16 protein-coding genes are annotated in these 16,298 nt (G+C 59.3%); 9 read left to right on the top strand and 7 right to left on the bottom strand.

Annotation, left to right across the window (positions count from 1 at the left end; all coding sequences use genetic code 11):
* Positions 1–114: 114 nt before the first annotated feature.
* The 4 genes from HU755_RS19330 to HU755_RS19315 all read right to left on the bottom strand — a co-directional run bounded on the left by HU755_RS19330 (position 115) and on the right by HU755_RS19315 (position 2,543).
* Positions 115–540 carry a hypothetical protein gene (locus HU755_RS19330; RefSeq protein ID WP_186635538.1) on the bottom strand — a complete coding sequence of 142 codons (426 nt, stop codon included), beginning with the start codon at positions 538–540 and terminating at the stop codon, positions 115–117.
* An 18-nt stretch (positions 541–558) separates the two neighbouring features.
* Complete coding sequence (locus HU755_RS19325; RefSeq protein WP_186635535.1) at positions 559–1,056, bottom strand: DUF4822 domain-containing protein; 498 nt, start codon at positions 1,054–1,056, stop codon at positions 559–561.
* 362 nt (positions 1,057–1,418) lie between these two features.
* Positions 1,419–1,943 (bottom strand): cysteine hydrolase family protein, encoded by a 525-nt coding sequence (locus HU755_RS19320; protein WP_186635532.1) that lies wholly within the window; start codon positions 1,941–1,943, stop codon positions 1,419–1,421.
* 216 nt (positions 1,944–2,159) lie between these two features.
* Positions 2,160–2,543 (bottom strand): tautomerase family protein, encoded by a 384-nt coding sequence (locus HU755_RS19315; RefSeq protein ID WP_186622628.1) that lies wholly within the window; start codon positions 2,541–2,543, stop codon positions 2,160–2,162.
* A 248-nt stretch (positions 2,544–2,791) separates the two neighbouring features.
* Here HU755_RS19315 and HU755_RS19310 point away from each other — a divergent pair, with 248 nt between their 5' ends.
* The 3 genes from HU755_RS19310 to HU755_RS19300 all read left to right on the top strand — a co-directional run bounded on the left by HU755_RS19310 (position 2,792) and on the right by HU755_RS19300 (position 4,752).
* Positions 2,792–2,986 carry a hypothetical protein gene (locus HU755_RS19310; protein WP_186622627.1) on the top strand — a complete coding sequence of 65 codons (195 nt, stop codon included), beginning with the start codon at positions 2,792–2,794 and terminating at the stop codon, positions 2,984–2,986.
* A 58-nt stretch (positions 2,987–3,044) separates the two neighbouring features.
* Positions 3,045–3,227: a hypothetical protein gene (locus HU755_RS19305; protein WP_186546687.1), complete on the top strand. Its 183-nt coding sequence runs from the start codon at positions 3,045–3,047 to the stop codon at positions 3,225–3,227.
* Positions 3,228–3,471: 244 nt separating this feature from the next.
* Positions 3,472–4,752, top strand: a complete 1,281-nt coding sequence (locus HU755_RS19300; RefSeq protein WP_186546706.1) for an HAAAP family serine/threonine permease — start codon at positions 3,472–3,474, stop codon at positions 4,750–4,752.
* 252 nt (positions 4,753–5,004) lie between these two features.
* Here the strand turns inward: HU755_RS19300 and acnB are convergent, their stop codons facing one another.
* Positions 5,005–7,614 carry a bifunctional aconitate hydratase 2/2-methylisocitrate dehydratase gene (gene acnB / locus HU755_RS19295; RefSeq protein WP_186635702.1) on the bottom strand — a complete coding sequence of 870 codons (2,610 nt, stop codon included), beginning with the start codon at positions 7,612–7,614 and terminating at the stop codon, positions 5,005–5,007.
* A gap of 467 nt (positions 7,615–8,081) precedes the next feature.
* On the opposite strand from acnB, the gene HU755_RS19290 reads away from it, so the two are divergent.
* A complete protein-coding gene (locus HU755_RS19290) occupies positions 8,082–8,552 on the top strand; it encodes a DUF1289 domain-containing protein (RefSeq protein ID WP_186635529.1) in 471 nt (156 codons plus the stop codon).
* 90 nt (positions 8,553–8,642) lie between these two features.
* Here HU755_RS19290 and HU755_RS19285 read toward each other — a convergent pair whose 3' ends face one another.
* Positions 8,643–9,506: a universal stress protein gene (locus tag HU755_RS19285; RefSeq protein ID WP_186546685.1), complete on the bottom strand. Its 864-nt coding sequence runs from the start codon at positions 9,504–9,506 to the stop codon at positions 8,643–8,645.
* A gap of 158 nt (positions 9,507–9,664) precedes the next feature.
* On the opposite strand from HU755_RS19285, the gene HU755_RS19280 reads away from it, so the two are divergent.
* From HU755_RS19280 to cydB, 5 genes are all read left to right on the top strand, one after another.
* A complete protein-coding gene (locus tag HU755_RS19280) occupies positions 9,665–10,273 on the top strand; it encodes a tRNA-(ms[2]io[6]A)-hydroxylase (protein WP_186619721.1) in 609 nt (202 codons plus the stop codon).
* Positions 10,274–10,473: 200 nt separating this feature from the next.
* Positions 10,474–10,689, top strand: a complete 216-nt coding sequence (locus HU755_RS19275; protein ID WP_186546683.1) for a hypothetical protein — start codon at positions 10,474–10,476, stop codon at positions 10,687–10,689.
* 24 nt (positions 10,690–10,713) lie between these two features.
* The gene (locus HU755_RS19270; protein ID WP_186619719.1) at positions 10,714–11,103 is read left to right on the top strand and encodes a VOC family protein; all 390 of its coding nucleotides are present in this window, start codon (positions 10,714–10,716) and stop codon (positions 11,101–11,103) included.
* 8 nt (positions 11,104–11,111) lie between these two features.
* The gene (locus tag HU755_RS19265; protein ID WP_186635526.1) at positions 11,112–12,485 is read left to right on the top strand and encodes a cytochrome ubiquinol oxidase subunit I; all 1,374 of its coding nucleotides are present in this window, start codon (positions 11,112–11,114) and stop codon (positions 12,483–12,485) included.
* Positions 12,486–12,497: 12 nt separating this feature from the next.
* Positions 12,498–13,499: a cytochrome d ubiquinol oxidase subunit II gene (gene cydB, locus HU755_RS19260; RefSeq protein ID WP_238350013.1), complete on the top strand. Its 1,002-nt coding sequence runs from the start codon at positions 12,498–12,500 to the stop codon at positions 13,497–13,499.
* Between the two features lie 3 nt (positions 13,500–13,502).
* Here the strand turns inward: cydB and HU755_RS19255 are convergent, their stop codons facing one another.
* The gene (locus tag HU755_RS19255) at positions 13,503–16,112 is read right to left on the bottom strand and encodes an EAL domain-containing protein (protein ID WP_186635520.1); all 2,610 of its coding nucleotides are present in this window, start codon (positions 16,110–16,112) and stop codon (positions 13,503–13,505) included.
* Positions 16,113–16,298: the final 186 nt, after the last annotated feature.

The raw sequence follows: 16,298 nt of genomic DNA, 5'->3' as shown, positions 1-16,298 counted from the left end.
ATCCGCAGCGGCTTGGCAATCGCTGTCATCCGCGCCGCAATGCTGTGATTCTGGACGGCATCGAGCAAGAAGCAAGGATTTGCAGCACACCGGTTGTCCGGTGTGCCATGGCCTTCATTGCGCCGCTTTGGCCTTGTTCTGCTCTGCCAGCGCGATTGGCTTGAAATCGTAAGTCGGGTAGAACTCGGTGCGGTAACTGCCCCAAGCGGTATTTTCCAGAGCCAGATTCACTTCAGCCAGTCGGGAGGCGGGAAAACGCACGGTCACGACTTGCCCGATGCCCATCATGATATTCCAGCTCACCACCTCTACTCCGGCCGGGGGAAAGGCTTTGTAGAAGCCTTGTTGTGTGAGTTGGGCCTTGAGTTCGCTCAAGGGGCGGGACTGATCGTGCTTGAGAAACACCGTAAGCATCATGGCGTTGTCTGCGGTGGCGACACTTTTTGCGGTTGGGCTGGCGGCCTGGGCGCTGACTCCGGTGCAATAGACCGAGGACGCAATTAGCGTCGATATCAGCAAGGTTTTAAATATCTTTTGCATGTCCGACCTCTGGAATTATTATTTGATGGCAGATTTGGTTTCGACTGTTCCGGTATAAGGCGCATGAACGACATGAATGCGGACAAGGGGATTGCCGTCGATCATGTCGCGGGGGACTTCCCGGGAGTAGGTGAACTCATTGTTGTTCAATGTTTCCAGGCGTCGGGCAATCGTTTTGGTTGTCCCGATATCTGGCACCAGAACATGGTGTTTTCTATCGCCAGTGACGAAGAAATAACCGCCGCCACCGTTGTTGTACTTCGATTCTCCGGTGTCGGTGTAAAAGAACTCATATCGATTGCGCTCCGGATCCCACGTCGATATTCCAACAACGCCGGGGTACTTTGCTTTCACGTCGGTTTCAGGGGCGCCGTCGATATAGACCCGGGTGGTCAGCCATCGCGCAGAGGAAGCCAGGTCGCGCGCGTCCGCTGTCGAAGGGGTCTGTTGCGCAACGCTGGCCAGCGGCAAAAACAGCGATGCAAGTAACAGGCAGGTCATCGTTTTCTTATGCATACGGTGTCCTCTGGATCAGCAATGAAATTAAGCAGGCTATGTAGTTCTTGTTGTTCTTGTAGTTCTTGTGAGGCCGCAAGGAATATAGTCCTGTCGAGAGCGAGTATTCAATGGTCGAGTAGTCGCTTGTAACAAATGGCTGATAGTTACTTTTGGTAATGCGTTGTCATGGTTGTTTTGGTCGGATTGAGTTGTAGGATAATTCAGAAATATCCGACGGAAATAGGCTTGAGCTTCTGTCAGTAATGTCGTGTATATAGTTGTTGATTAAACAGGGTTGCAGGGCGGAAGGGATCGAATGCAAGTGCCCGATTGACGCAACTTTATTTAGCGAAGTTACGTCAACTCTGGCGAGTGTCGGCTCAGAACGTGACTTCGGCGCTATTGATCAATTGCGCGAATGCGCCACCGAGGGTCGCGTTGTGATGCGCGATGATCGCGTTGGCCGGCAGCGTGGCAGTGTCCATGCAGGTGTGGGCGTCTGCGACCAGCAGCGGTTTGAAGCCCAGGTCGGCGGCGGCGCGGCAGGTGCTGTCGATGCAGAACTGGGTTTTCATGCCGGCCAGATAAAGCTCTTCGACCTGCGCGGCGTTGAGTTGCTGCGCGAGATCGGTGTCGTGGAAAGCATTGGGGCGGAATTTGTTGAGGAGCGTGTCAGTTTCAGCGTTCAGCTCAAGCGCGGGCAGCGCTTGCCAGTATGGGCTGCCAGGGGCAATCGCTGAGCCTGTAGGTCCGGTGTGGCGTACGGCGAAAATCGGCACTCGACGTTCCCGAGCCTGCGCAATCAGGCGCTGAATATTCGCCAGAACCCGCTCGCCGTCGTGGGGCTTTTCGGGGCCGTGGAACAGACCGACCTGCATATCGATGATCAACAGTGCTGCGGACATGGTGGTTCTCCTTGGGTGCTGCACAAGCCGCACGGACGGGAGACACAAAAAGGCCCCGTCCATTGCTGGCGGGGCCGTGGGTCTGCTGCGCTGGTTACCTCAGACAGAAACACCACGACCCGCCGGTGGTGGTCGTGGTGGTGCGGGTGAGGTACAGCGCGCAAAGGTTCATGGGCCGAGCATGCCCATGGCGCGCTCGGGCTGTCAACCGGCGGATCAGGTGACGTACTGCGCCAGGCCGTTGCCGAATGACCAGTTCTCTTTTTTCACCTCCACAAGATTGATGAACACATCCTCCAGGCGCACCGCCAATTGTGCGTGAAGACTCTCGGCGATGGTTTTGAACAGCAACTGCTTTTTCTCCACCGTGCGACCTTCGCTGATGGTGATCTGGATGAACACCACGCCCTCGCTGCGCTGGATGCCGAGGTATTGCGGATCGTAGACAAAGTGCTGGCGGTCGTGTTCGGCGAGGATCTGAAAGTTATCGTGTTCCGGCACATCGATACAGCTGCGCAGGGCGGCGTAGATCTGTTCGCCGATACGTTTGGCGAAGGTGGGGTCGGGGTTTTGCTGGATGTCGACGCGAACCAGTGGCATGACAGACTCCTGGGGTGAGTGGCTTCTCTCAAGCTAGATCAAACACAGGATTCTGGCGGGCGATTGGTCTGGAATCGTTTGGATTTCTGTGTATGAGGGAGCTTACGAGACTCGCGGATTTTGCCTACGGGGATGGCAGATGTGTCTGCTAGCCAGCATTTGCTGAAACCGAAATGATGGATGCAAGAAGGCGACGCTGATCAAGTATGTGCTTGCCGCGGATGCCCATGACAAGCCAGGGAAGGCACATGTTTTTTGATGATCGCGAAAGTACTGAAATTGAAAAGCTTCAGACGGAAGCTCAAAAACTCGGGGCGGAGAAGCGCAAGCTCTTGGCTGAGGAAGCAAAGCTGAAGCGCGAGACGTTCTTTTATCCGCTCGTGGCAGGCGCCGCAGTGTTAACTGCATTCGCGTCTGTGTTTGGACTTTTCCTCAAATTGTGAAACCACCGGACAAGGAACTCGTCACAACCCTCCGCTTATTTCAAATAACGAGACGATTATGAATTCAGAACAACGCAGGGCCAGAATAGAAAGGCTGTATGAAGAAGAGCTTGATTTCAGGGAGGCCATGAGACCTTTCCACAAAGCCGAGATGCGTGAAGCGCTTATGCTTTTTGGTCTTGGTATGTTGTTGGCTGCCATCGGTATCGGACTCGCGTTCGTGTTGGCCCGAACCCTTTGATGTTGCGCATCGGGGTCCGCTTCGTTCCAGTAAACGACACGTATAATGTCGGATAACGACAGTTAATATCCTGAAAACGACTGCTCATCAATCTGCTCCGCACAACCATTCCTCAGCTAAGTCTTTGCTTCGCTTGATTTATCACGGAGAATCGCGCCCCTGTTTCGGCCGGAGCATGTCTGTCGGTTTTTTCCGACGCGTCCCGACCGAGTGGCAAGTGACCGGAATGCGGAGATCCGACCGGATGAATGATCAGGCCAATAGCCTCGAAAAGCGCTTTGACGCAGCAGCCCCCGCTGAACTTTCGAGCTGGAATCGCCAGGACACCACCTGGATGCTGGGACTGTTTGGGACGGCCATTGGCGCCGGTACCCTGTTTTTGCCGATCAACGCAGGGCTGGGTGGCTTCTGGCCGCTGGTGATCCTCGCGCTGCTGGCGTTCCCGATGACGTTCTATGCGCACCGTGGATTGACCCGTTTTGTATTGTCCGGTCGTGAGGGCGCTGACATCACCGAAGTGGTCGAGCAGCATTTCGGCATCAAGGCCGGTGCGTTGATCACGCTGCTGTACTTCTTCGCGATCTTTCCGATCCTGCTGATCTACAGCGTCGGCCTGACCAACACGGTCGCCAGTTTCCTTGAGCACCAACTGCACATCACGCCGCCGCCGCGTGTGCTGCTGTCGTTCGTGCTGATTCTCGGGCTGCTGGCCGTGGTGCGTTGCGGTGAGCAGGCCATCGTCAAGGCCATGAGCCTGATGGTTTACCCGTTCATCGTCGCGCTGCTGTTTCTCGCGGTGTACCTGATTCCGCACTGGAACGGCGGCATCCTCGCCACGGCATCGCAGGTGCCGGCGCCGTCGGCGCTGCTGCACACCCTGTGGCTGGCAATTCCGGTGATGGTGTTCTCGTTCAACCATTCACCCATCATCTCGGCGTTTGCGGTGGATCAGAAACGCCGTTACGGCGTGCACGCCGAGGCGCGCAGCTCGCAGATCCTCTCCCGCGCCCATGCGTTGATGGTGCTGATGGTGCTGTTCTTTGTGTTCAGCTGCGTGCTGACCCTGTCGCCGGAACAACTGGCTGAGGCGAAAGCGCAGAACCTGTCGATCCTGTCGTACCTGGCCAACCACTTCAGTAACCCGACCATCGCCTTCGCCGCGCCGTTGATTGCGTTCGTGGCGATTTCCAAGTCATTCCTCGGTCACTACATCGGTGCCAGCGAAGGCCTCAAAGGCCTGATCGTCAAGAGTGGCAAGCGTCCGGGGGCCAAGGCGCTGGATCGCATCGTCGCGGCGTTCATGCTGGTGATCTGCTGGATTGTGGCGACGCTGAACCCGAGTATTCTCGGGATGATCGAAACCATCGGTGGTCCGGTGATTGCCGCGATCCTGTTTCTGATGCCGATGTACGCCATCCGTAAAGTGCCAGCGATGGCCCGTTATCGCGGCCAGGCCTCGAACGTGTTTGTCACGGCGGTGGGCCTGGTGGCGATTTCGGCGCTGGTTTACAAGCTGACGATGTAACGTCGCTTCAAGTGAACGACAGCCGCTGCACGCCCTGTGTGCAGCGGTTTTTTTACGTTCGCATGGCGACGATCCCTTGTAGGAGTGAGCCTGCTCGCGATAGCGGTGCGTCAGGTATACATACGTGTCTGAATAAGCGCTATCGCGAGCAGGCTCACTCCTACAGGGGATTTGCGGTGGTTCTGGATTGTTACAGGCAAAAAAAACGCCGCTCATCTGACGATGGGCGGCGTTTTTTATTGCGTTGCAGCGTTAGGCTTGAACGACCGGGATGTTGGCGTTCGCAGCAGCCTCACGGAACTCGGCAATCTGGTCGAAGGACAGGTAGCGGTAGATATCGGCCGCCATGCTGTCGATCTTGCCAGCGTATTCCATGTACTCCTCGACGGTCGGCAGGCGACCCAGGATCGACGCAACGGACGCCAGCTCAGCCGAAGCCAGGTAGACGTTCGCGCCGTCGCCCAGACGGTTCGGGAAGTTACGGGTCGAAGTGGAGACCACGGTGCTGTTCGGCTCAACGCGTGCCTGGTTACCCATGCACAGCGAGCAGCCTGGCATTTCCATGCGTGCGCCAGCCTTGCCGTAGATGCCGTAGTAGCCTTCTTCGGTCAGCTGGTGAGCGTCCATCTTGGTCGGCGGCGACAGCCACAGACGAGTTGGCAGCTGACCCTTGACCTGATCCAGCAGCTTGCCGGCAGCGCGGAAGTGACCGATGTTGGTCATGCACGAACCGATGAACACTTCGTCGATCTTCTCGCCAGCAACGCTGGACAGCAGACGGGCGTCGTCCGGATCGTTCGGTGCGCAGAGCACAGGCTCGTTGATGTCGGCCAGATCGATTTCGATGACTTCGGCGTATTCGGCGTCTGCATCGGCTTCCATCAGTTGCGGGTTGGCAACCCAGGCTTCCATCGCTTGCGCACGACGTTCCAGGGTACGCGCATCGCCGTAGCCTTCGCCGATCATCCAGCGCAGCAGGGTGATGTTGGAGTTCAGGTACTCGGTGATCGATTCTTTCGACAGCTTGATGGTGCAACCGGCAGCCGAACGTTCGGCCGAGGCGTCGGACAGCTCGAACGCCTGCTCCAGGGTCAGACCTTCCAGGCCTTCGATTTCCAGGATGCGGCCGGAGAAGGCGTTTTTCTTGCCTTTCTTCTCGACGGTCAGCAGACCGTTCTGGATGGCGAAGTACGGAATGGCATGAACCAGGTCACGCAGGGTGATGCCAGGTTTCATCTTGCCTTTGAAGCGCACCAGGATCGATTCCGGCATGTCCAGCGGCATGACGCCGGTGGCCGCAGCGAACGCAACCAGACCGGAACCGGCCGGGAACGAGATGCCCATCGGGAAACGGGTGTGCGAGTCACCACCGGTACCGACGGTGTCTGGCAGCAGCATGCGGTTCAGCCACGAGTGGATGATGCCGTCGCCCGGACGCAGGGAAACGCCGCCGCGGGTCATGATGAAGTCAGGCAGGGTGTGGTGGGTGGTCACGTCGATCGGCTTCGGATAAGCCGCGGTGTGGCAGAACGACTGCATCACCAGATCAGCGGAGAAGCCCAGGCACGCCAGGTCTTTCAGTTCGTCACGGGTCATTGGACCTGTAGTGTCCTGAGAACCCACGGTGGTCATCTTCGGTTCGCAGTAGGTGCCAGGGCGGATGCCTTTGCCTTCTGCCAGACCGCAAGCCTTGCCGACCATTTTCTGCGCCAGGGTGTAACCCTTGGTGCTTTCAATCGGTGCATCAGGCTTCTTGAACAGGTCGAACGCTGGCAGACCCAGTTCGGCGCGAGCCTTCTCGGTCAGGCCACGGCCGATGATCAGCGGAATACGACCGCCGGCACGGACTTCGTCCAGCAGCACAGGGGTCTTCATTTCGAAGGTGGTGATGACTTCGTCGGTACCGTGCTTGCAGACTTTGCCAGCGTGCGGGTACAGGTCGATCACGTCGCCCATGTTCATGTTCGATACGTCAAACTCGATCGGCAGGGCGCCAGCATCTTCCATGGTGTTGTAGAAGATCGGTGCAATTTTGCTGCCGAAGCAGAAACCGCCGGCGCGCTTGTTCGGCACGTAAGGAATGTCGTCGCCGAAGAACCACAGCACCGAGTTGGTTGCCGATTTACGCGAGGAACCGGTACCAACCACGTCACCGACGTAGGCGATCGGGAAGCCCTGGCCGCGCATTTCTTCGATCTGCTTCATCGGGCCGGTCTTGCCTTGCTCGTCCGGAACGATGCCGTCACGGGCCATTTTCAGCATGGCCAGGGCGTGCAGCGGGATGTCAGGACGCGACCAGGCGTCTGGCGCAGGCGACAGGTCGTCGGTGTTGGTTTCGCCGGTCACCTTGAACACGCGCAGGCTGATCTTGTCGGCCAGCACCGGGCGCTTCTTGAACCACTCGCCGTCAGCCCAGGATTGCAGCACGGCCTTGGCGTGAACGTTGCCGTTCTTGGCTTTTTCCGCGACGTCGTGGAAGGCGTCGAACATCAGCAGGGTGTGCTTGAGTTCTTCGGCGGCGACTGGCGCCAGCTCGGCGTCGTCCAGCAGTTCGACCAGGGTGACGATGTTGTAGCCGCCCTGCATGGTGCCGAGCAGTTCGACAGCGCGCTTCTTGTCCAGCAGAGGGGAGGAGACTTCGCCCTTGGCCAGGGCAGACAGGAAACCGGCCTTGACGTAAGCGGCTTCGTCAACGCCTGGTGGTACACGATTGGTGATCAGGTCAACGAGGAAAGCTTCTTCGCCAGCCGGAGGGTTCTTCAGCAGCTCGACCAGGCCTGCTGTTTGTTCGGCGTTAAGCGGCTGGGGAACGATACCCAGGGCTGCACGCTCTTCGATATGTTTGCGGTAGGCTTCAAGCACAGTTATTACCCTCATCAGTGGTCCCAAATGGGTGTCCGGGACGCTCGTCGCGAAATGCTCGTACTCATGCGCTGCGTGGCGTTGTGGGCCGCTTAGCCAGAATTACCGACCATTCCTTACAGAAGCTGCTTTCAAAGTTTTACGCCTGCAGAACGGGGAGCTGATGAGGGTTGGCGTTGGGCTTTTCCCCGCTGGAAAAACCCTTCGCCAACACCGCTCTGAAGGAACGACTGTGCTCGTGACGCTTTGAAAACAGCTTCTAACGGACATTGGCGCCTTAAAAGGCTGGCTGATTCTACGGCAAAAAAAATTTAAAGGTAAGTCGCGCTCTATTGGACTTTCGTGGCAATGCGCGCCGGGGCGGCAAAGCCACGGCGCGCCTGAGACCTTGGTGTTTGAGGGGTGATCAATGCCCTACAAAGGGCTAACATGCCGGCCTGTTCCGCGTTTCAGTGTTTTGTCTACTTATGCCCAATCAGACCATCAAGACCCCTTGCGTCGGCCTCTGCTCCACGGTTTATGGAGATCTGGTGTGCCGTGGCTGCAAGCGATTCCACCACGAAGTGATCCATTGGAACGGTTACAACGAGGAGGAAAAGCGCGCGGTCTGGCTGCGTCTGGAGCAATTGCTGTCACAAGTGATGGCCAGCAAGATCGAGATCTTCGACCCGGCGCGCCTGCGCGAGCAACTGGAACAGCGCAAGATCCGCTTTGTGCCGCATCAGTCGGAATATTGCTGGGCGTATCAGCTGATTGCCCGGGGCGCACGGGTGATCATTAATCTGGAAGCGTACGGGATGGTGCTGCTGCCGGAGTTTCGCGAATGGAATCTGCCGGAGTTGCGCGATGCCATTGATCGGGAATTTTTCCTGCTGTCGGAAGCGCATTATCAGCGCTATATCGCACCCGGGTTCCTCAAAGACGCTTTTCAAGTGTAAGAGTGAGCCTGCTCGCGATGGCGGTGTGTCAGTCAACGCATCACTTAATGATCCGCCGCGATCGCGAGCAGGCTCGCTCCTACAGGGGGTCTAATGTTTCACCGCCAACTCCACTAGGTGATCTTCAACCTCTTGCGGCTTGAGCACCAGCACATCGCTTTCCAGCGCATCCAGTACCGCTTCGGCGGTGTTGCCGATCAATGCGCCTGACAAGCCGCTGCGTGCCACTGTGCCTATCACCGTTACCGCCGCCTGCAGTTTGTGCGCCATGAACGGAATCAACACATCGGCCGGGCCTTCCTCGATGTGCAGGTGTTCGTCATCGACATCAAATTCGGCCTGGAACGCCCGGCATTGCTCGCGATAACGCGCCTGGATGGTTTCCTTGAGCTGAAACGTCGGGTCCGCTGCCGACAGCATCGGCGAGGGATGCGCGGTGATGACGTGCAAATGCGCCTTGGCCAGGCTCGCTATGTCGTAGCCATGATCGATGATGGTGGTGTGCAGATGCCGGTGCTCGCCGTCGGCATTGCCGACATCGACGGCGGCGAGGATCACCTTGTCTTTCCACGACCCCGAGGTTTTCACCAGCAGCACCGGAGTGGGGCAATGGCGCAGCAGTTTCCAGTCGGCCGGGGTCAGCAGGGCTTTTTTCAGCGAACTGTCGGGAAAGTGCTGTTTGATCACCAGCCCGCAACCTTCGGCCTGCTGCACGTCGATGATGGTTTCGTGGAGGCTGTCGTTCCACGCCTGTTCGGTGGTCACACTGTAGCCCTCGGCAAGCAACGCGGCCTTGAGCACGCTGAGCAGGCCGGCGTGGTCGTGCTTTTTGTCGCACACCAACAGATGCAGATGGGCCTGGGTCACGCCCGCGATCAATTTGGCCCGTTTGAGCGCCAGGCTTTCCGAATGTTCAGGGTCGATGACCACCAGAATGCTGCGAATGGCTTGCATGAGCGGAGTCTCCAGCAAAGAAAAGGCACGGCGTTGCACAACTATAGTTGCTGCGCGATCAATCGTGACTTGATACATATCAACGCTCGCGACTGGTGGTCTGCGGGCAGGCCGGTATAATCGGCGCCCTTCGCTCGAACACCTTTACCGTGAGCCCCATGATCCTTCCCGAAATCCACGAATTCCTCGGCTGCCGCACGCCCGACGCCTGGGTCCAGGCGGCACTGGCCAATCAGGAAACCCTGCTGATCGACCACAAGAACTGCGAGTTCAAGGCCGCCAGCACCGCACTGAGCCTGATTGCCAAGTACCACTCCCACGTCGACCTGATCAACATGATGTCGCGTCTGGCCCGGGAAGAGCTGGTGCACCACGAGCAGGTCATGCGCATCATGAAACGCCGCAAGATCGAGCTGCGCCAGCTTCACGCGGGGCGTTATGCCTCGGGCCTGCGCAAGGTGGTGCGCAGCCATGAGCCGGTGAAACTGGTGGATACGCTGGTGGTCGGCGCGTTTATCGAAGCGCGCAGTTGCGAGCGCTTCGAAGCGCTGGTGCCGCACCTGGACGAAGAGTTGGGCAAGTTCTATTTCGGTTTGCTGAAAAGCGAGGCGCGGCACTTTCAGGGCTATCTGAAACTGGCTTATCAATATGGTGAGGCGAAGGATGTCGCGCAGGTGATCGAGCGCGTCCGCGCTGCCGAGCAGGCGCTGATCGAGTCACCGGACGAGGAGTTCCGCTTCCACAGCGGTGTCCCGGCCGCCGCATGATCGGGTAGGCGCTGCATCGCAAATCCAGTCCTTAATGTCTGATTGTTAAAAACTCTTGTGAGTATGAAAGTTCTCCGAAAACGGTCCGAGGGCAGGCTCGCCCCCATGGTTTTTCGGGCGAGGCCTTCCATCCGTCGACTGCGCTGAACCTCCTCGCGGCTGATTCTTTCTATCGGGTATGTCCTTCAGGAGATACCCCTATGTCCGATCAGCTAAAAGAGGCGTTACTGGCGGCCTGGCGCAAACGGGCAGGGCAAACCGAGGCCGACGTCGATCCGGAAGATCAATATGACGAACTGCTCAAGGCTGCCGACCAGATGGAAGAGCAGGGCCTGATCACCAGTGCCGAGTGGCGTCAATTGGTGCGCGAAGCCGGCAATCTGTTCACCCTGAATGAACAGCAGCCCCACCGCTGAACACTGCCTTCGGAGGAATAGCCCATGCTCAGTTATCTGTTTATCGGTGCCAACGACGTGGAGCGTTCGGCGGCCTTCTATCACGCAATCCTGACCCCGCTGGGTTATCAACACGACCGCGAAGAGCACGACTGTTTCTATCTGCCCGGTACCGCGGACAAGTCCAACGGCCCCGGCAGCGTTCACATCGCTAAACCGTTCAATGGTCAGCCGGCAACCGCGGGCAACGGCATGATGCCGGCGTTTCGCGCCGAGTCCCGGCAGCAGGTCGATCAGGTGCATAAAGCCGGGCTAAGCCATGGCGGCACCGACGAAGGTCCACCCGGCACCCGCGAGGCGTACACGCCAGACTTCTACGTGGCCTATCTGCGCGACCCCGAAGGCAACAAACTTGCGGTGTTCTTCAGCGGCTGAATGCTTGCATGGAGCCCGTCGATTCCGCCCTGATGGCGGCCCGCGCGCAGTTCGCGATCACGATCAGTTTTCATATCGTGCTGGCGGCGTTCAGCATCGGCCTGGCGAACTTCCTCATGGTGCTCGAAGCGTTGTGGTTGAAGAGCGGGAGACAGGTCTATCTGGATGTTTACCGCTACTGGCTGAAAGTGTTCGCGCTTAATGTGGCGGTGGGGACGGCCTCCGGGTTGATTCTGGAATACCAGTTCGGCCTGAACTGGTCGCGGCTGGCGGTGCAGGCCGGCGATATTCTCGGTCCGTTGATGTTCTACGAGGTGCTGGCGGCGTTTTTCATCGAAGCGGGGTTTCTCGGCATCATGCTGTTCGGGCAGAAAAAGGTCGGCCCGCGTTTGCATTTCTTCGCCACCTGCGCGGTGGCGGTGGGGTCGCTGATCAGCGCGTTCTGGATTCTCTCGGCCAACTCGTGGATGCACACGCCCGTCGGCTATTCGTTAAGCGCCGACGGGCGTTTTATCGCCGAGGATTGGTGGGCGATCATCTTCAATCCATCGTTTCCCTATCGGCTGGCGCACATGACGTTGGCGGTGTTGCTAGGCACTGCCAGTCTGGTTGCTGGCATCAGTGCCTGGCAGTTGCGCAAGGCCTCTGACAACCCACGGGCGCGCCTGCAATTTTCCATGGCGCTGTGGTTGATTGTCGTGTTGGTGCCGGTGCAGATGCTGGTCGGCGATTTGCACGGTCGGCACACCCTGCAAAGCCAGCCGGCGAAAGTTGCCGCCATCGAAGGTTCGTGGACGCGCCCTGCCGAGGGCGCGGGGGAGCCGTTGCGCCTGTTTGCCTGGCCGGACAGCGAGGCGCGCGGCAATCGTTGGGAAGTCGCGATTCCGAGGCTCGGCTCGTTGTACCTGCATCACGACTTGACCAGCACTATCGCCGCACTCGACGAATTCCCCGCGCAGAACATTCCCCCGGTGGCGCCGGTGTTTTTCGCGTTTCGGCTGATGGTCGGGCTGGGGCTACTGATGCTGGGGCAGGGCGTGCTCAGCCTGATCCTGCGACGGCGCCAACGCCTGTACAGCGCGCGCTGGTGGCTGGGCGGCTGCGTGCTGCTGGCCCCGGCGGGTTTTCTGGCGATGCTCAGCGGCTGGGTCGTCACTGAGGTGGGGCGCCAGCCGTTTACCGTGTATGGATTGATGCGTACGGCGGACAGTCTGTCGTCGGTTTCCAAGGCTCAAGTCGTCGGGTCGACCTGGCTGATTTTGCTGTTTTATCTGCTGATTTTCGGGATCGGCCTGTGGGTGTTGCTGCGCCTCTTGCGTGAGCCGCCGCAGCAGGATCAAGCCGGGCCGCAGCCGACGCTGGCCGACGAGACCGGGCACTGAGCAATGGCCGGCATGGACACCGATTGGCTGACCCTGCTGTGCGCCGCTGCGCTGGCCTTCTCGGTGCTTAATTACGTGTTGCTCGACGGCACCGATCTGGGTGTGGGCATGCTCATGGGCCTGACGAACTGCAGCCAGCAGCGCCGGGCCATGGCGGTGACCATTTTGCCCGTTTGGGACGCCAACGAAACCTGGCTGGTGCTCGGCGGCGGTGGACTGCTTGCGATGTTTCCGCTGGCGTACGCCATCCTGCTGCCGGCGCTGTATGTGCCGTTCATTGTGATGTTTCTGGCATTGATCGCGCGCGCCATGGCCTTGGAATTTCGCGATTACGCCGCGAACGAGCAGCGCAAGCGCGCCGTCGATAGCGTGTTGGCGCTTGCTTCGCTGGTCAGCGGATGTGTGCAAGGCATGGTGCTCGGCACGTTGGTTCAGGGTGTTGCGCATCAGGGCGGTCAGTACCACGGCGAGGGTCGCGACTGGCTGAGCCCGTTCCCGTTGTTCTGCGGTCTGCTGCTGGTGCTCGGCTACGTTTGGCTGGGCACGTGCTGGCTGTATTGGCGCACCCTGGATGAGTTGCAGCGGCGCGCCGCCCGCCAGGCGCGTGGCTTGGCGCTGGTTATCGTGGTGTTGCTGCTGGTGCTGATTGCCTGGACGGCGACGTTGCAGCCGCAATACGCCCGGCGGCTTATGGATGTTCGGCTAGGGTTGCCGGCGGGATTGTTCCTTGGCGTTTTAGCAGCGGTGTTCGCTAGAGGTTTTCGCAGCCGCTTCGACTGTGTGCCGCTGTTCGCCGCACTGGGCGTATTCGTGCTGGCGTTTGCCGTGATGCTGGTCGCCGTGTATCCCTACATCATCCCGCCGGACTTGACCTTGAGCGAAGCAGCCGCCAGCCCGAACAGCCAGATCTTCATGCTGGTCGGTTTCGCGGTGTTGGTACCGATCACGCTGGCTTACAACACCTTCGGTTTCCGTGTCTTCAGCGGCAAGGTACGCGTGGGCAAACACACCTGAGAGTCATGTCACCCGACCCTTTTTGCCCGCCGCTGACAAGCGAGAAGCCCGCAACAAGTCGGCGAAGGCTGCCTTGTCGATCGGCCGGCTCATGAAATAACCCTGCACCTCGTTGCATTGATCCTTGCCGAGAATCGCCAGTTGCTCTTCGGTCTCGACCCCTTCAGCGGTAACCGTCAGGCCCATGGCCTTGCCCAGACCGATGATCGCTTGCACCACGGCACGGTCATTGGTGCCGCTGCTGATCGAGGCGATGAAACGTTTGTCGATCTTGATCCCGTCGAACGGATAGGCGCGCAAGTAGCCCAGGGACGAATAACCGGTGCCGAAGTCGTCCATGTTCAGGCGCACGCCGAGTTCTTTCAGCGAATTCATGGTGGTCAGCGCACCGTCGGTGTCGTTGAGCATGACGTTTTCGGTGATTTCCAGTTCCAGTCGACTGGCCGGGAAACGCGTTTGCACCAGCACATCACGAACATCCTCGACCACGTCACTCAAGGCAAATTGCGCGGGGGAAAGATTGACCGAAAGCAGGACATCCTGCGGCCACTCCAGCGCGGTTTCGCAGGCCTCGCGCAGCACCCAGCGGCCGAGCGGGACGATCAGGTCGGTCTGCTCGGCCAGCGGAATAAACACGTCCGGCCCGAGCAAACCCTGGGTCGGGTGTTGCCAGCGCACCAGAGCCTCGACCGAAACGATCTGTTTGCCATCGACCTTGTAGCGCGGCTGATAGTGCAGGACGAACTCGTTGTGTTTGAGCGCACGGCGCAGATCATCCTCCATCTGCCGCCGGGTCTGGATCTGGTCGCTCATGTGCGCTTCGAAATAGCACCAGGTGTTCTTGCCGTCGGACTTGGCCTGATACAACGCGATGTCGGCGTAGCGGATCAGGTCGCTGGCGACAAAGCCGTGGCGGCGGCTGAGGGCGATGCCGACACTGGCGCCGATGTGCAGCGGATGCTGTTCGTAGAGGACGGGCTGATGCAGGCTGTCGATCAGGCGGGTGCAGAACTTGTCGATCTCGTGGTGGCTGTCCATGCCGTTGAGCACCACGACGAATTCATCGCCACCGAGGCGGGCGACGATGTCATGTTCACGGGTGCATTCGCGCAGGCGCGCGGCGACTTCTTGCAGCACGGCGTCGCCGGCCGGGTGCCCGAGGGAATCGTTGATCGGTTTGAAATTGTCGAGATCGATCATCAGCAGCGACAGCGCCGGTGCGTGTTCCTTGAGTTGCAATGCGTCGTCCAGGTAGCGCGCCAGCTTATTGCGATTGGGCAGGCCGGTCAGGGCATCGTGCATGGACAGGTGCTGAATCTGCGCGTGGGCGGCGACTTCATCGGTGATATCGCTGGCGGTGCCGCGATAGCCGATGACGCGATGCTTGTCGAAGATCGGCCTGGCAGAAAGCCGGCAGTGCCGGGGCTGCCCGGACTGGTCGCGATAGGTGCAGCGCAGATCGCTGCTATTGGCTTCTTCGGTAAGTTTCTTCAGCCACAGCTCAAGGGGCGTGGTGTCGCAGGACAGCAACGCACCGATCGCTCTGCCCAGCCACAGGGCTTGCGGGTAACCGGTGACCTCGCTGAAACGCGCCGACAGGTAAGTCAGCGACAAGTCGCCATCGACTTCCCAGATCCAGTCCGAAGCCGCCTCGGCGACAGCCCGGAAACGCTCCTCACTGGCCTCGAGCGCATGGTTGGCCGCCTCAAGCGCCAGATTCGACGCTTGCATCGCGTGGATGCTGTTATCGACGTATTGTGAGGAGCGCAACGCGTGACGGAAAAAGTACGCGGTCAGCAGCATCAGCACGACCATCGTTGCGCCGAGTGGCGGAACCAGTGACCACAACAGTTGCTGGCCGGGCCGCTGCAGATCGGCGATCAGGCTGTAGCCGGTGCTGTCGAGCGGCACCCGTGGCTGCGCGGCGTCAATGGTGTCGTCCGGGGCCAGGGTCAGATTCGTCAGGCCATAACCGCTACCGATCTTGCGCAGTTTGGTCGGCGTCAGCTTGTCGACGAACACCAGCACCGAAGTATTTTTCAGCTCATCTAGCGGGCGTTCGTCATTGGGAATGATCGCGGCGGCAGTGATCAGCGCCGGCCAGCCTTCGAACAGCGAATAAGTGGCGACAGGTTTGGTCAGGTCGGGCTGGCTGAGCACTGGGTCCAACAGCGCGGCGGCGGGCACCTGCAGCACCGCAGAGACATCGGTTTGCACCATTTGCCCGCGTATCACCGCGTACTTGGTGGCATTGCGGTCCAGCACAAACACGCCGTCGTAACCGTCGCTGGTGAACAAGGTCTTGCCCATGTTCTGCTCGGTGTAGGCCCAGTTGATGTCGACTGGCCCGCTCAGTGCCTCATAGGCGGTGGTCCAGTAGGCGTAACTGGTGATGTAGTTCTTCGAGGTGCTAATGCGATTTTCCAGGGCACGCGCCGAATAGAAGCGGTTTTGCTCGACATCCTGGCTGTCCAGCTGACTGGCGATGCTCAGCAGGGCGCTGATGGCGGCGATGACCCCGGCGACGAACAGTGCGCCGACTGCAATGGCCAGGCGTCGGGTGACTGCGCGTTGCGGGCTGGGCTGGGGTGGCGCGGAAACGGAATCGGCCATGTGCTCGTCCTTGATCCGGTGTCTACTGAATCTAGAACAATGGCGCGGGCACAATGTTCAGATTGATGTCGGGATCGCGTGGTCTGCAATTGATCGAAGTGTAGCGAATTTGCCGAAAATCCCAGCGGCACCGGCCGGCGGCCATTCCCGAAAGGGCGAGACTTCCCGCGCAAAAACCGGATAATG

The organism is Pseudomonas sp. SWRI111, assembly GCF_014268555.1.
GTDB classification, from domain to species: Bacteria; Pseudomonadota; Gammaproteobacteria; order Pseudomonadales; family Pseudomonadaceae; genus Aquipseudomonas; species Aquipseudomonas hamedanensis.
The sequence above is the reverse complement of the archived record's forward strand: the minus strand, read 5'-3'. Positions and strand labels throughout refer to the sequence as shown.

Coding starts and splice junctions, on each gene's coding strand:
- HU755_RS19330 (WP_186635538.1), bottom strand. CDS start 540: ATGCAAAAGATATTTAAAACCTTGCTGATATCGACGCTAATTGCGTCC.
- HU755_RS19325 (WP_186635535.1), bottom strand. CDS start 1,056: ATGCATAAGAAAACGATGACCTGCCTGTTACTTGCATCGCTGTTTTTG.
- HU755_RS19320 (WP_186635532.1), bottom strand. CDS start 1,943: ATGTCCGCAGCACTGTTGATCATCGATATGCAGGTCGGTCTGTTCCAC.
- HU755_RS19315 (WP_186622628.1), bottom strand. CDS start 2,543: ATGCCACTGGTTCGCGTCGACATCCAGCAAAACCCCGACCCCACCTTC.
- HU755_RS19310 (WP_186622627.1), top strand. CDS start 2,792: ATGTTTTTTGATGATCGCGAAAGTACTGAAATTGAAAAGCTTCAGACG.
- HU755_RS19305 (WP_186546687.1), top strand. CDS start 3,045: ATGAATTCAGAACAACGCAGGGCCAGAATAGAAAGGCTGTATGAAGAA.
- HU755_RS19300 (WP_186546706.1), top strand. CDS start 3,472: ATGAATGATCAGGCCAATAGCCTCGAAAAGCGCTTTGACGCAGCAGCC.
- HU755_RS19290 (WP_186635529.1), top strand. CDS start 8,082: ATGCCCAATCAGACCATCAAGACCCCTTGCGTCGGCCTCTGCTCCACG.
- HU755_RS19285 (WP_186546685.1), bottom strand. CDS start 9,506: ATGCAAGCCATTCGCAGCATTCTGGTGGTCATCGACCCTGAACATTCG.
- HU755_RS19280 (WP_186619721.1), top strand. CDS start 9,665: ATGATCCTTCCCGAAATCCACGAATTCCTCGGCTGCCGCACGCCCGAC.
- HU755_RS19275 (WP_186546683.1), top strand. CDS start 10,474: ATGTCCGATCAGCTAAAAGAGGCGTTACTGGCGGCCTGGCGCAAACGG.
- HU755_RS19270 (WP_186619719.1), top strand. CDS start 10,714: ATGCTCAGTTATCTGTTTATCGGTGCCAACGACGTGGAGCGTTCGGCG.
- HU755_RS19265 (WP_186635526.1), top strand. CDS start 11,112: ATGGAGCCCGTCGATTCCGCCCTGATGGCGGCCCGCGCGCAGTTCGCG.
- cydB (WP_238350013.1), top strand. CDS start 12,498: ATGGACACCGATTGGCTGACCCTGCTGTGCGCCGCTGCGCTGGCCTTC.
- HU755_RS19255 (WP_186635520.1), bottom strand. CDS start 16,112: ATGGCCGATTCCGTTTCCGCGCCACCCCAGCCCAGCCCGCAACGCGCA.